Annotated in this window: 18 protein-coding genes; 11 read left to right on the forward strand and 7 right to left on the reverse strand. The window is 31.8% G+C overall.

Annotated elements, in window-relative coordinates:
• Positions 1-438 precede the first annotated feature (438 nt).
• The 5 genes from BUR17_RS20695 to BUR17_RS00220 all read left to right on the forward strand — a co-directional run bounded on the left by BUR17_RS20695 (position 439) and on the right by BUR17_RS00220 (position 3286).
• Positions 439-582, forward strand: coding sequence for a hypothetical protein (locus BUR17_RS20695; protein ID WP_159437577.1), 144 nt, complete (start codon positions 439-441; stop codon positions 580-582).
• A 217-nt stretch (positions 583-799) separates the two neighbouring features.
• Entirely contained in the window at positions 800-1141 is a 342-nt protein-coding gene (locus BUR17_RS00205) for a hypothetical protein (protein WP_074228007.1), read from the forward strand.
• Positions 1125-1421, forward strand: a complete 297-nt coding sequence (locus BUR17_RS00210) for a type II toxin-antitoxin system RelE/ParE family toxin (protein ID WP_074228008.1) — start codon at positions 1125-1127, stop codon at positions 1419-1421. The genes BUR17_RS00205 and BUR17_RS00210 overlap by 17 nt, the downstream gene beginning before the upstream one ends.
• 19 nt (positions 1422-1440) lie before the next feature.
• Positions 1441-2199 (forward strand): Rossmann-fold NAD(P)-binding domain-containing protein, encoded by a 759-nt coding sequence (locus BUR17_RS00215; protein WP_074228009.1) that lies wholly within the window; start codon positions 1441-1443, stop codon positions 2197-2199.
• A gap of 76 nt (positions 2200-2275) precedes the next feature.
• Positions 2276-3286: a cytochrome-c peroxidase gene (locus tag BUR17_RS00220; protein WP_074228010.1), complete on the forward strand. Its 1011-nt coding sequence runs from the start codon at positions 2276-2278 to the stop codon at positions 3284-3286.
• A gap of 118 nt (positions 3287-3404) precedes the next feature.
• Here the strand turns inward: BUR17_RS00220 and BUR17_RS00225 are convergent, their stop codons facing one another.
• From BUR17_RS00225 to BUR17_RS00240, 4 genes are all read right to left on the reverse strand, one after another.
• The gene (locus tag BUR17_RS00225) at positions 3405-3905 is read right to left on the reverse strand and encodes a hypothetical protein (RefSeq protein WP_074228011.1); all 501 of its coding nucleotides are present in this window, start codon (positions 3903-3905) and stop codon (positions 3405-3407) included.
• 198 nt (positions 3906-4103) lie between these two features.
• Positions 4104-4547, reverse strand: a complete 444-nt coding sequence (locus tag BUR17_RS00230) for a hypothetical protein (protein ID WP_074228012.1) — start codon at positions 4545-4547, stop codon at positions 4104-4106.
• Between the two features lie 154 nt (positions 4548-4701).
• Entirely contained in the window at positions 4702-5154 is a 453-nt protein-coding gene (locus BUR17_RS00235; protein WP_074228013.1) for a VOC family protein, read from the reverse strand.
• 129 nt (positions 5155-5283) lie between these two features.
• Positions 5284-5814, reverse strand: coding sequence for a GNAT family N-acetyltransferase (locus BUR17_RS00240; protein WP_074228014.1), 531 nt, complete (start codon positions 5812-5814; stop codon positions 5284-5286).
• A 216-nt stretch (positions 5815-6030) separates the two neighbouring features.
• On the opposite strand from BUR17_RS00240, the gene BUR17_RS00245 reads away from it, so the two are divergent.
• From BUR17_RS00245 to BUR17_RS00255, 3 genes are all read left to right on the forward strand, one after another.
• Positions 6031-6642 carry a TonB-dependent receptor plug domain-containing protein gene (locus tag BUR17_RS00245; RefSeq protein WP_074228015.1) on the forward strand — a complete coding sequence of 204 codons (612 nt, stop codon included), beginning with the start codon at positions 6031-6033 and terminating at the stop codon, positions 6640-6642.
• Between the two features lie 70 nt (positions 6643-6712).
• Complete coding sequence (locus tag BUR17_RS00250; protein WP_074230165.1) at positions 6713-7099, forward strand: DoxX family protein; 387 nt, start codon at positions 6713-6715, stop codon at positions 7097-7099.
• Positions 7100-7393: 294 nt separating this feature from the next.
• Complete coding sequence (locus BUR17_RS00255) at positions 7394-9022, forward strand: NADP-dependent glyceraldehyde-3-phosphate dehydrogenase (protein ID WP_074228016.1); 1629 nt, start codon at positions 7394-7396, stop codon at positions 9020-9022.
• 94 nt (positions 9023-9116) lie between these two features.
• Here the strand turns inward: BUR17_RS00255 and BUR17_RS00260 are convergent, their stop codons facing one another.
• Positions 9117-9947, reverse strand: coding sequence for an alpha/beta fold hydrolase (locus BUR17_RS00260; protein ID WP_074228017.1), 831 nt, complete (start codon positions 9945-9947; stop codon positions 9117-9119).
• A gap of 308 nt (positions 9948-10255) precedes the next feature.
• Here BUR17_RS00260 and BUR17_RS00265 point away from each other — a divergent pair, with 308 nt between their 5' ends.
• From BUR17_RS00265 to BUR17_RS00275, 3 genes are all read left to right on the forward strand, one after another.
• On the forward strand, positions 10256-10747 hold the full coding sequence (locus tag BUR17_RS00265) for an RNA polymerase sigma factor (protein WP_074228018.1): 492 nt from the start codon (positions 10256-10258) through the stop codon (positions 10745-10747).
• Between the two features lie 79 nt (positions 10748-10826).
• Positions 10827-11429, forward strand: a complete 603-nt coding sequence (locus BUR17_RS00270) for a hypothetical protein (RefSeq protein WP_074228019.1) — start codon at positions 10827-10829, stop codon at positions 11427-11429.
• Positions 11430-11795: 366 nt separating this feature from the next.
• Positions 11796-12173: a GreA/GreB family elongation factor gene (locus BUR17_RS00275; RefSeq protein ID WP_074228020.1), complete on the forward strand. Its 378-nt coding sequence runs from the start codon at positions 11796-11798 to the stop codon at positions 12171-12173.
• A gap of 91 nt (positions 12174-12264) precedes the next feature.
• On the opposite strand, the gene BUR17_RS00280 is transcribed toward BUR17_RS00275, so the two are convergent.
• Together BUR17_RS00280 and BUR17_RS00285 are read right to left on the reverse strand one after the other, a co-directional pair.
• Positions 12265-12825, reverse strand: a complete 561-nt coding sequence (locus BUR17_RS00280; RefSeq protein WP_074228021.1) for a DUF417 family protein — start codon at positions 12823-12825, stop codon at positions 12265-12267.
• 61 nt (positions 12826-12886) lie between these two features.
• A complete protein-coding gene (locus tag BUR17_RS00285) occupies positions 12887-13720 on the reverse strand; it encodes a helix-turn-helix domain-containing protein (RefSeq protein WP_074228022.1) in 834 nt (277 codons plus the stop codon).
• Between the last annotated feature and the right edge of the window lie 6 nt (positions 13721-13726).

Here is a 13726-nt window from a genome sequence, read left to right on the forward strand (position 1 = left end):
TTAATAATCTAGAAATATTAAAAATACTTTATTTCATATTTTAATATTTATTTTTCAGGACAATTTTTATATAGCAAAAAAAGATTTTCCACTAAGAGATTTTAAAACATTCTCTTGCATCCCTTAGTGCGAGTATCTTGAAACTTGCTTTAAAACATTATCTTATTACAATATCCATACTCAAAAAAGACCGATTTATAACCTCACGCATCCGCATTACCTCACAAACACTCTTAATACAAACCTCCTGCAACTGCATTTTGTTTAAAACAAGCTTGTTTGTAACTTCCTGCAATTACAGGAGGTCTCCTACAAGTTGAGGGGAACTTCTTGCAACTGCATTTTATTTCCCACAAAATGTTTTAAACTAAATGCAGAATTATTTATATTTGTTTCAGTTATTTCATGAATAATTAATAATTAAAACACATTTAAAAGATGAAAATTTCATTAGTCAGACTGAGTACTAAAGATCTTGCGACTTTGGCTCAGAGAATTATCAGCAACATTCAGTCAGGAAAATATCCTGTAATTTCCAACCATCCGCTAACCGCAACTTTGCAGACTTCCTACAACGATTAGTGCATAATTAGGGAAAATTAGATTCATGCTGAGATCCTTTCAGGATGACAAACGGAATAGAAAAAAAATGATGAGACTCAAAGATATTCAATGTTTTTGATATTCATTTCTATAATTTAGGCTCATAAATTGATTATATTTGTATCATATAATGAGACAAAAAGTATCTTTTTTATCAATTTAAAATCTAAAATTTAGAGTCTAAAATTTTAAAAACATGACAGCAGAAATAGAAAAATATATCGAAATTCAAAATAATATTGATGAGATTCTGAAAAATTCTCCTTTCAAAATGTCTTATATTATTGAGAAATCAGGAATTAAGAAACCTACTTTTTTCAAGAAACTAAAAGAAAAAAGATTCACACCGGAAGAACTTTTAGTGATTTCAAAAACCATTGAACCCAAACAATGGCGTAACGAAACGAAAGAAGAAATTTTGGAGTCTTTAAAACGTTCTGAAGAAGATATTAAAAATGGAAGAGTATATTCTTATGAGGAAGTTAGAGAGAGATCTAGACAAAGATTAGAGAATTATAGAAATGGAAATTCGATTTAGTAAAGCATCTTTTGATGACCTCGATGAGATTGAAGATTATCTTTTGAACAGATGGAATGATAAGGTGTTGGATGATTTTAATCTAAAGCTTGATCAAACTTTAAATCTAATTATTGATGGAATTGCTGTATTTCAAAAATATGAAGGAACAAATTATCATAAAATTTTAATTACAAAGCATAATACTTTAATCTACAGTTTGGATCAAGAAATACTTACAATCCATAGAATCCTCCAAAACTTCCAAGATCCTGATAACAATTACGAATCTTTGAAATAATAATACTCAAAAACTAAACATGAAAAAACTAGGAATCATCGGCTGTGGCTGGCTCGGAAATTATATTGCAGAACGATTATCCAATCAATATGAAATTTTCGCAACAACGACGTCCGAATCTAAAATAAAAGAACTACAATCAAAAGGTTATCATCCAACATTGGTTGATTTTCCTGATCATCCATCTGAAGCAATATCAACTTGGGATGTTTTACCACAATTAGATGCTGTGATTATTACCGTTCCGTTTTCAGGAATTAGAGGAGCACAAGTCTCTATGAAAGAAAAACAGCAGAATCTTTTGGAATTTCTTGGAGATTATAAAGGTCAATTGTTTTTAATGAGCTCAACGGGAGTTTATCCTCAGACTGACAAAGATTTTACAGAAGATAATCAACCTGCAGAAGAGGTAGAAAGTGAGAATTTCATTTTGCATCAATTTCCAAATGCTAATGTTCTGAGATTGGCCGGATTAATGGGGGATCAGCGTCTTTTAAAGAATTATAATATTTCAAATTTAGAAATGTTGGTGAATCATATTCATTATGCAGATATTTGTTCGGTAGTAGAAAAAATGCTGGACAATCATTCTGAATCTAAAGTGTACAATGTGGTTGCGCCTATTCATCCAAACAAAGAAGAGGTGATCAATGCTCAGAAAGATTTGCCTTATTCAGGCGAAAGAATGGAGATTGGAAGAACGATCTCTCCAAATAAAATAATTGAAGAGTTGAATTTCGAATTTCAATATCCTGATCCGAGGTATTTTCATTTGTAGAATTAATTAGTATCGCTTAAAAAGGTACTGAATAATCATTTCAAAATGAAGATTAATTATCCTAATCAATTTTCTCGTGTATTCTAAATTTAAATCTTTAGGTTTCCTTTCATTATTTATTCTGATGGCATTTTACGGTCTTCAGGATTTGCAATTGATTTATCCGAATTATTTTCCGAAACCTGTTTATGATTTTAAGAAAAATCCGCTAAAACAGTCTACTGTAGACTTGGGACGAAAATTATTTTATGATCCTGTTTTATCGAGAGATCATACAATTTCATGTTCTTCATGTCATTTGTCGCATCAGGCTTTTTCGCATGCCGGAAATCATTTAAGTAAAGGGATTGAAGACGGAATTGGTGACCGTAATTCTCCTGCGATTTTCAATTTGGCTTGGCAAAAAACATTTATGTGGGATGGCTCTGTTGTGAATATCGATGTTCAGGCTTTGGCGCCGATCAATCATCCAAAAGAAATGGGAGAAGATATAAATGTTGCTGTTCGGAAACTCAATCAGTCAAAAGAATACAAAACCCTTTTTTACAAAAGTTTTGGTGATAGTTTAGTGACATCTGAACGACTTATGAAAGCGCTTTCACAGTTTCAGTTAACGATTGTTTCAGCTCATGCGAAATATGATAAAGTGAAACAGGGAAAAGCAAAATTTACTGCTTCCGAAAATAAAGGCTACCAATTATTTAAACAAAATTGTAGCTCTTGTCATTCTGAACCATTGTTTTCAACCTATGAATTTGCAAACAACGGACTTTCTTATAATTCCGAATTAAAAGATTACGGAAAATGGAACAAAACTTTTGAACCTGCAGATAAGATGATGTTTAAAATTCCCAGTTTGAGAAATCTTGCCTATACTTATCCTTATATGCATGATGGCAGATTTAAGACATTATATGAAGTTTTGGATCATTATGAAAATGGAATAGTTAAAAGCCCAACTTTAGCAAAGCAATTAGAAAAACCGATTATTTTTAATTCTCAGGAAAAGGAGGATTTATTGGCTTTTTTAGCAACACTTAATGATTCTGTGTTGGTTTCTAATGTGGAATTTCAGAAGAATAAATAAATTTTAATAAAGTCATTCGGAACGAATTAAAGTGTAGTAGATTTAAGAGATTTCTCCTTCGTCGAAATGACAAGCTTAGCAATTTTATCAAAAAAGCCTGCAAATACAGGCTTTAAAATTATTTATTTATTAAAATATTTTCTACAGATTCCAGAATTTCTCTTTCTATATCATCTTCATGAAGACTTTCAAGCGTGTAATTTTGCTCTTTTAAAGCAGCGGTTCCTGTTCCGTTTTGAAAAATGGTATCCTGATGTACAACGATTCTTTTTAGATTTTTATCGGCAACAAACATAATATGCGGAAACTTATCATTCGCATAAAAATTAGAATCTACATTTCTTGAAATCTGAAGTTTGATATTGGTTTGAGAATTAATTCCTAAACCATTTTTAATTTCTTCATTAAATGAAACCTTACAGCCAAATCCGTTTTGCCTGAGCATTCTTCTGAATTCCTGCATTTTAGGGTCAATAAAGTTCTTGCACAGCGTTTTAAAACCTTCAATAAATAAATCGTCTTCACTTTTTTTCTTTTCAAGACTTTCTTTCAGCTTTTGATCTTCTGATTTTAAGTTTGAGAATAAAGAGTTTAGTTTATTGATATTTTCTTCTTTCATTTAAATTGTATTTTTAGTATGCTTTATTTTTCAAAGATAAAAAAACATAAAAACTAAGTTCAAATTAAATGTTAATTTTAAAATCAAATTAAAGTAAATATATTTAGTAATCTTGAAAGTTGTTTGTGTTTTTATTGATTTCATAATTATTCATTAATCTTCCATTTTCATAAATTACTATGATGTGAAAGTTTTCATCTATCTTAATGGAAATGTAGTCATCTTCAGTAGTTTTATCATTTTTAAATCTCCAAAAACTTGAAAAAATTGCTTTTCCCATTGATATAGCAGTCTCTGTATGTCCATCATTTTTTTCATATGGTATTGATAATTTTCAAAATCTTGGTTAGTTATATAATATTTTTGAGTAATTTCTTCTTTAATTTGTTGATATAACTCAATAGTTCTACTTTCTAAATTAGCTTTTAAAAAGACCATTGCTCGACAAAATTCATCATCAATAAAATGAAAAGCAGAAAATATTGTTTCTCTTCCTGCAAATTTTAAGTTATCAAATATTAATGAATCATCTGTACTATTATCTAAATCAAGAATTCCATTTCTTTCTTTAATTTTTTCAATTGTACTTTGCTTATTTTCTCCGAATGAAATATTTAAAAAGCCATTGATTTTAAAATCCATATTCAAGTTTTTAATATTGTTTAAATTTTATTATTTACTCAAATATATAAACATGCCTTTATGTTCATTTACGGTTTGCCGTACTTCCTGAAATTTCAGAAGTGTTTCATCGATTAATTAGCATTTTCAAATTTGTCTAAACAAATTTCAGTATTCATTTATTCTCAATTTTTTCTGCTAATCCGATAAGAATTCCTTCAGGTCCACGAATGTAACAAAGCTTATAAACGTTTTGATAATTTACGACCTCTTCCACAAGTTGTGCGCCAAGCTTATAAAGTCTTTCGAGCGTATCGTCTAAGTCTGCAACGGCAAACATAACACGCAAATAACCTAAAGCATTTACGGGAGCATTGCGATGGTCCTCAATAACTTTAGGATTAATGAATCTTGAAAGCTCCAGCTTGCTGTTTCCATCGGGTGTCACCATCATAGCGACTTCTACATATTGGTTTCCAAGTCCTGTTACACGACCTGCCCATTCTCCTTCAATCATTGATCTTCCTTCAAGTTTTAAACCGAGTTCCAGAAAAAAAGAAATCGTTTCGTCGAGGGATTCCACGACAATTCCGACATTGTCCATTCTGAGTAAATTCTGATTTTTCATAATTTAAAATTTATATTTTGGTGAAATAATGGATTTTGTATTAATGAGAAAGGCTAAATGAGAGATGAACATTTAATTTTACATTGATATTCAATTGAAAGAAGTTAGCCTTAGTTTTGAAAAAAATCGTCAAACCGTTTCAAATTCTTTAGGATAAATAACTGTTCCCGAGATATTTTCAAGACTGCCTTTTACCAATTCAATCGACATAAATACATTTAAAGGAACATCAAAAGGTGCTTTGATATTCCATTTCTCTGAAGGCTCAAATCCAAATTTTGGATAATAATCTTCATGTCCTAAAACAATTACTGATTGATAACCCAATTTTTTTGCAGTTTCAAGACCATATCTTATTAATTGACCGCCAATTCCATTTTTTTGAAATTCGGGTAATACAGCCATTGGAGCAAGTGCTAAACTTTCATTTAAAGTTTTATCATCATTTTTTATATTGATTTTAGTAAACAAAATATGACCAATAATTGCGTCGTTTTTTATAGCAACAATAGAAAGTTCGGGAATAAAAACATTCGGATTATTTCTTAAAGCATCTACTAACTTAGCTTCGTTCTGCTGTCCGAAAGCTTTATGGTTAAGTTCAAATACTTCTTGAAAATCATCCTGTGTTTCTTGCCTGTAAATTACTTCTTCTGTCATGTTGTTTTTCTTTCTGTTGATTTGTTTAAGTAAAATTTCTTAATCCAAAGCTAAATTTATAACAAAAAACTGAGTTTTATATTTTGATCGGCTTGCTAAAAAATTAGCGAAAATTTATTTTTTTTCAAATGGTTCAAAACAGTATTATTTTCATTTAAATATTAAATTCTTTCCAACCTTTTTATTGAACACTGCATCTTTAATTAAAAAGAGACCATGAAGATTATTTTACCAAAGCCTTGTCATGAAGACTGGGAAGCAATGACTCCTCAAGAAAAAGGACGATTCTGTGCGGTTTGCTCAAAAACCGTCATAGATTTTACCAATAATTCTGATGATGAAATTTTAGATTATTTTTCTGATTATTCGTCTCAAAATACCTGCGGAAACTTTTATCAATCACAACTTAATAGAAATATGAAGTACTCAATAATCAACTCGCTATTTTCAAAATTTGCTATTGGTTTTATCTTAACAGCCGGTGGAATTGTCTCTGTAAATGCTCAGGAAAAAGATTCAGTAAAGACTTCAGCTCTTGCCAGTCTTCAAGGGAAAATATCTTGTTTAACAATTAATCAAAACAATGCATATTCTTCACTTCCAATAATGGGAAGAGGTGCACCTTCATCCATTCAGGGAAATAACGAACCTTTATGGGTAATTGATGGCGAAATTGTGGAAGCTAAAACCTTGAAAGATTTTGATCCTAATAAGATTAAGAAAATGAATATTATCAAAGGAATTCAGGCAACTGCACTGTACGGAACCAAAGCACGTAATGGAGTCGTCATTATTAAACTTAAAAAAGAATTTAGAAAGAAGAAATAAAATTTTAAGAAAAATAAATATCAGATTGGAATCATTATTGACTTCATTATTGTATCACAAAATATACATTATGGAAGCAGACACCATCAAAACCATCGCAAAATACGGTCTCGGAGCGATGTTAATTACCGCAGGAATAGGCCATCTTACATTTGCAAGAAAAGAATTTCAGGCGCAGGTTCCCAATTGGGTTCCGCTTGAAAAAGATGATACCGTTGTTTACTCAGGAGTTGCAGAAATTGCTTTAGGAACTGCTATTATTGCGACTCCTAAAAAATATGAATCGATAGTTGGTAAAATTGCAGGAACTTTTTTTACGGCAGTTTTTCCGGGAAATATTGCACAATATAAAAATGATCGAGACAGTTTCGGCTTAAATACCGACGGAAAGAGATTAGCCCGACTATTTATGCAGCCCTTGCTTGTTTTCTGGGCATTAAAATCAACAGAAAAATAGAATTCAACTCAGCTTTTTTGCTGAGTTTTTTATTTTGAAAAAAGCTCGTCTCAACATATAGACCAAACCCCGTCATTTCGAGTAGATTTTGCAAAAATCATTTCGAGAAATTTTTCATACAATTTCTTGATAATAATGCTGAAAATATTTGAGTTTATAAAGAATTTTTTCAATATTAATTTTCATTCAAACACCCATCAAATAGAGTAAATCTATGAGCTGTTTCTTTTTAAAACAGATTTTTACGGCTAACTTTATTCTTTCAAATTTCCAAACTATTAAAATATACAATTTATGAGCTCAGTCAATGAAACTTCATTCCATAATCTGTTCAAATCTGAAAATGAAATTCCTGAAGAATATAAAGTTCCCGAAATCCATCAACGAGAATATCTCCTCAACGGAGAATTGGTAGAATGGAAGGGAGATGTTACCGAAATTTATTCACCGATTTGTATTAAAACAGAAAATGGTTTAAACAGAAAACTATTAGGAAGCATTCCGAATATTAGTCCGAAAGAAGCAATGGAAGTCTTAGAAGCTTCGGTAAAAGCTTATGATAACGGATTGGGAGAATGGCCAACAATGTCTGTGGAAGGAAGAATACAATGCATGCAGAAATTTGTGTATTTGATGATTAAAGAACGTGATTTAATTATCAAATTACTGATGTGGGAAATTGGAAAAACTTTGCCGGATTCCACCAAAGAATTCGACAGAACAGTAGATTACATCAACCAAACTATTGATGCACTAAAAGATTTAGACAGAGAATCTTCACGTTTTCAACAAGCCGAAGGAACAATTGCTCAAATCAGAAGAGCACCTCTTGGAGTTGTTCTAAGTATGGGACCTTTCAATTATCCTTTAAACGAGATTTTCACCACCTTGATTCCTGCTTTAATTATGGGAAATACAATTTTGTTTAAACTTCCCAAACATGGTGTTTTAGCGCATTATCCTTTATTAAAAGCATTTAAAGAAGCCTTTCCAAAAGGTACAGTCAATACTTTATACGGAAAAGGTTCAGAAATTATCACTCCAATAATGGAAAGCGGAAAAGTAAATGTTTTGGCTTTCATTGGTTCAAGTAAAGTAGCAAACGGATTGAAAAAACTACATCCGAAAGTCAATCGTTTAAGAGCTATTTTAAGTCTGGATGCAAAAAACGCCGCAATTGTAACTAAAAATGCGAATATCGACATTGCTGTAAGTGAAATTATTCTTGGGGCGCTTTCTTTTAACGGACAAAGATGTACCGCTTTGAAATTGATTTTCGTTCAAAAAGAGGTTGCGGAAGAATTTACAAAGAAATTAACGGAAGCTGTTTCTGCTTTAAAACCTGGACTTCCTTGGGAAAAAGAAGTGAAAATTACTCCGCTTCCGGAAGTCAATAAGCCTTCCTATTTAAAAGAATGCATTGATGATGCTTTAGCAAAAGGAGCAAAAGTTCTCAACGAAAATGGAGGGTTTACCGAAGAATCTTTTGTTTTTCCAGCAGTTGTTTATCCTGTGAATAATGAGATGAAATTGTATCATGAGGAGCAGTTTGGTCCGGTAATTCCGGTAGTTTCTTTTGACGATATTGAAGAGCCCATCGATTATCAGGTGAATGCAGACCACGGAATGCAGGTGAGTATTTTCAGTGAAGATGCTCTGGAAGTTTCAAAACTGATCGACTCTTTTGTAAATCTGGTGAGCCGAGTGAATATCAATTGCCAAGCTCAACGTGGACCGGATGTTTTCCCTTTCACAGGAAGAAAAGATAGCGCAGAAGGTACACTTTCTGTTTTTGATGCGCTTCGTTCGTTCTCAATCCGTTCTTTGGTGGCTGCAAAAATTACAGATTCTAATAAAGAATTGTTGAATACCATTGTGAGAGACCACGATTCTAATTTTTTGAGTACAGATTATATTTTTTAAAGGTTTAAATTTTAAACTTATACAAAACAAAACCGCAATAAATTTTATTGCGGTTTTCTGATTAATTAAATCAGCTATAAAATATAAAAAAGAGTTATTTGTTGGTGAGAAATCTGGTTAAGATTTCATTTAAATGTTCTGAATGAGTGATATTTAAGCCATGCGATCCGCCTTCAATAATGACAAAATCATTATCAGCAATTCCTGCGGCAGCTTGTTTTCCTGCAGTTTCTATCGGAACGATCTGGTCGTCGTCACCATGCACAATTAAAGTTTTCACATTAACGTTGCCTAATTCTGGTCGGAAATCTGTATTTGCCCAGCTTTCAGCGCATTTTATAGTTGCAATTGGAGAAGCTTGAGAAGCAATACTCCAGTCAAAATCGAGCTGTTTCTGACTCACTTTTTGAGAAAGCAATCCGTAATTGTAAAAGTTTTTATGGAAACTTTCCAGGAAAGTGACTCTGTCAGTTTTTAAACTGGTTAAAATTCCATACAATTCTTCTTCAGAAACTCCATGCGGATTATCGTCTTTCTGTTTTACCAAAGGAATAATAGATGAAATCAAAGCTATTTTATCTACATTTTCTGAACCATAATTGGTTAAATAACGTACAACTTCGCCACCACCCATTGAGAATCCGAAAAGGATGACGTTTTTTAATTCTAATTGAGTAATAATCTCGTGTAAATCTGCAGCCAATCCGTCATAATCATAACCATCTAAAGTCGGAGAAGATTTTCCGAAACCTTTTCGGTCGTAAGTGATTACTCTGTATCCTAAATCTAAAAGTACAGGAACCTGTAGTTCCCAAGATTTTCCGCTCAAAGGCCAACCATGAATTAAAATAATCGGTTGTCCGGAACCGTAATCTTCGTAATAAAGTTCAAAATTTTTGCTGTCTTGTTTTGTAAGGTAAGGCATATTTATATTTTTTTGGTGTGATTGATAAAACACAAATTTTGCGCCACGAATAATGTGAAATGAAGATGTGGTATATGTTTATGATGATTTTAATATTTTTAACAGATGAAAGATGTTTGAATATTTACTTATTTCTTTTAGGTTCTTTGTTTTATTTGAGAAACCTTTGTCAAGGTTAATAATTATTATGAAGATAACCTTGACAAGGTTCATCAGTAAAAATCATTTATTAGTATTGAATAAAAAATAAAAAATGATTGTAACATTTATTTCAAACAACTACTAACTCTACAGAGAGTAAACAAACCATGACCTCACAACAGGAATTTATTACCAAAATCGAAAAGCATAAAGGAATCATTTTTAAGATTTCTAAAATGTATATGGATGATAAAGACGACCGCGATGATCTTTTTCAGGAGATTACGTATCAGGTCTGGAAAGCATATCCGAATTTTAAAGGTGAAAGTGAATTTTCAACCTGGCTGTACAGAATAGCGCTCAATACAGCGATTATTTTCCTGAAATCTGAAAAGAAAAGGAGTTTTATAGCCAATGAAGATTTTTCGAATTATAAAATTGCAGAGGATGAATATGATCACGAAAAAGAGGAAAAACTTGCTGAAATGTATAAAGCCATTCATCAGCTAAACCCTATCGATAAAGCATTTATTTTTTATTATCTCGAAGATTTTTCAGGAAGAGAGATTGCCGAACAGATGGGGATTTCTGAAGGAAATGTAAGAGTAAAAATGAATCGCGCAAAAAACAAACTGAAAGATATCTTAAATAATAAATAAACTGGAAGCCGGAAGTTTAAAGCTGGAAGACTTCCAACATCCATCTCCCAACTTCCAGCCAAGAATTAAAACAAACATTATGAATATAGATGACCTTAAAAACGCATGGAACGATGATGTTTCTGATGAAACACCTGAAATCAGCATTGAACATAAAAATAAAATCAATCTTCCGTTAGAAAAAATCAGGAAAAATATGCGAATGGAATTTTGGTCAACCGTAGGAATATTAATTTTCGGGTTTTTCATCGTTTGGATTCCTATTCCTGAAGCTCCGTTTAAGTTTAAATTTTATATCACGGTATTGTTGTTTTCAATGGTAATCGTGGTATCATTTTTCTTCAGTAAGTTTTTTAAATTGTATAATAATATCGGCAATCCAATGATGAAAACTTTTGATTCACTGAAAGATTTAATGTACCAGTTTGACCTTAATAAGCAATATTATCTATCTTTTATGCTTTCATTTGTGCCGTTTTTGGTTTGCGAGTTGATTATCGTTATTGAGTTTCTTCCACATCGAAAACCATTGAGCGATTTTCAGGCAGCTACAACGATTATTTCTACGCTTGCTGTTGGTCTTTTTGGTCTTTTCTTATTAGCAAAGTATTGGTACCAAATTTTTTATGGAAAATATGTTAACCAGATAGAAAATCTTTTGAGCGAATTGCAAAAGAAGTAATAAAGAACATCCTGAAAACGCATAACGAAGATGCAGCTTTTATTTAATATCAATTATAAGTTGTATCTTCGTGTCAATATCAATTAAATGACAACAAAGTACTTTTTTCCGGTAAAGTATACCTCGATTACCCTTTCGTTGTCTTTGTCGTATCTGCATGATGACAAATTTTTAAAAAATTCTAAAGAGTTTATTTAATATCCCTGTCGAGACTCAGGACAGGGCATTATTAAGTGTTTTTTTAACTCAATTTCATTTTTTCTGAATGTGCATTCTGCATACCTTATCACAATTTTTTTGTGCGTTATGGCTATGTCTGAGTCTATTATTCGGCATTCGGAAATTCATTTTTTAAGAATAAAAATTATGTCAGAACAGATTATTTTAACCACAGGAGTGTATGATTTAATAAAAGACCATTTAAGAAGAAAAAAAACAACTGCTGAAGAAGAGAAAGTACTTCTTGCGCAACTGAGAAATGCAAAACAGGTATTGCGTCGTGATTTACCAAAGGATATTGTAACGATCAACTGCGAGGTAAAAATAAAAGATTCTTCACATCCTCAGGAGCAAAAATTTACGATTGTTTCTGATGACAAGGCAAAAGTGAAGAAGGGAAAATACTCTGTATTATCAGATATTGTATTGGCCATTGTGGGAAATAAAGAAGGTGAAGTTATTGATTGGCCTTTTAAGGAAGGAGACAGAAAAATTGAAATCCTTAGTGTAGAACATATCAATTAATTGAAAAAAAATCATATTGAAAGCTCCCGAATTGGGAGCTTTTTTAGGTTTCGGCGGCACCTTCGATGCCGCCGAAACCTAAAAAATACAATCACTCTTTTTTCAAAATACTTTTCGCAGAATCTGAAGCAATTACCAAACCTGCACCCAACATAATAATATCTTTTATAACCAGTCTTCCCGCGCCAGATAAATAAGGAAAACCATGCTGACTTCCACCCAAATCCGGAACCCAGGTTTCTGGTGTTGTAATAAGAAAAGAAAGTGTGATTACCGACATTCCGGCTGTTAAAATTCCGCTTAAAACTCCAATTTTAGGATAAAAAATTCCTAAAAGCACCAAAATTCCGATGATGCAGATCACACTTCCTAAGGCATAAGAAAAAATATAAGTACCGTTGGTTTTGTGCCATTGAATATTTTCAGGAATTACTTCACCTTCTTTATTTTTATGAAGCTTATAATTATCGGGATCGGAAACCTTTTTTTGAAGGAAAAAACTCATAAAAGGAGAATTTGCCACAAAAGGAATGATGCCTTCAGCTTCATATTGAAAAGCTTTGAGACCTCCGATCCAGGCCATTACAATAAAAATACTTATTCTTAAAAAGTGAATGACGTTTTTCTGCGAATTTGCTAAAAGTTCCAACATAATTTATTTTTTCACAAAGTTATGCCGAACCAAAAGCCAATGAAATGGACGATTGTGGAAGTTATTTGTATAAATCTGCCACGATAGAGATTCCTGTTTCTTTTCTGAACTGTGTAGGTGAAATTCCCACGTATTTTTTGAAATATTTGCTGAAATGGAATTCATCATTAAAATTGAGTTCCACAGCAATTTCTTTAATCGATTTTCGGGTAAGATGAATCTGTTTTTTGGCTTCAAGAATTACCCGTTCCTGAATAATCTGAGAAGGAGTTTTATTAAATTTAGATTTGATTTTCTTGCTTAAAGTATTTGAGGTTACATGCAGTAAATCCGCATAAAAAGACAGGTTTTTTTCTAAAATAAAATGTTCTTCCACAAGATTTTGAAATGATTTCAGTTCATTAAAATCATCTTTGATAATTTCCTTATCCGGAAGCAATTTATTCTTTTCCCTGCTTGAAATAGCCAGAATTAACTGAAGATATGACTGCAAAACCGAACCCGAAAAATCTTCATGATAATCTACTTCCTGAATTTTTGAAAAATAATCTGAAATCTCCTGATAAACTTCTTCAGTTAACGAAAAATGCGGGAAAAGATAAATGTTATTGAAAAGTAAACCGTTACATGCGACTTCTTTTTTATGAAATTCTATACAGTAAAAGTCACCGTGAAAATTTAAAACTTCAATTTCAATTTGATCTTCACTTAAAATCTGAATATTCTGAAAAGGTGAAGAGAAAAATACAGTCTTTCCTGTAAAATTATATTCTGTAAAATCTACAATGATTTTTCCGTTTCCGCTAAACAGAAAAATATGATACATCGAATCACTGAATATATTTTTAAAATACTCCGAACTCTTTTTCTGAACGGAAAAAAATGTACTTTTCATATCCTA

It is taken from the genome of Chryseobacterium scophthalmum, assembly GCF_900143185.1.
In the GTDB taxonomy this organism is placed as follows: domain Bacteria; phylum Bacteroidota; class Bacteroidia; order Flavobacteriales; family Weeksellaceae; genus Chryseobacterium; species Chryseobacterium scophthalmum.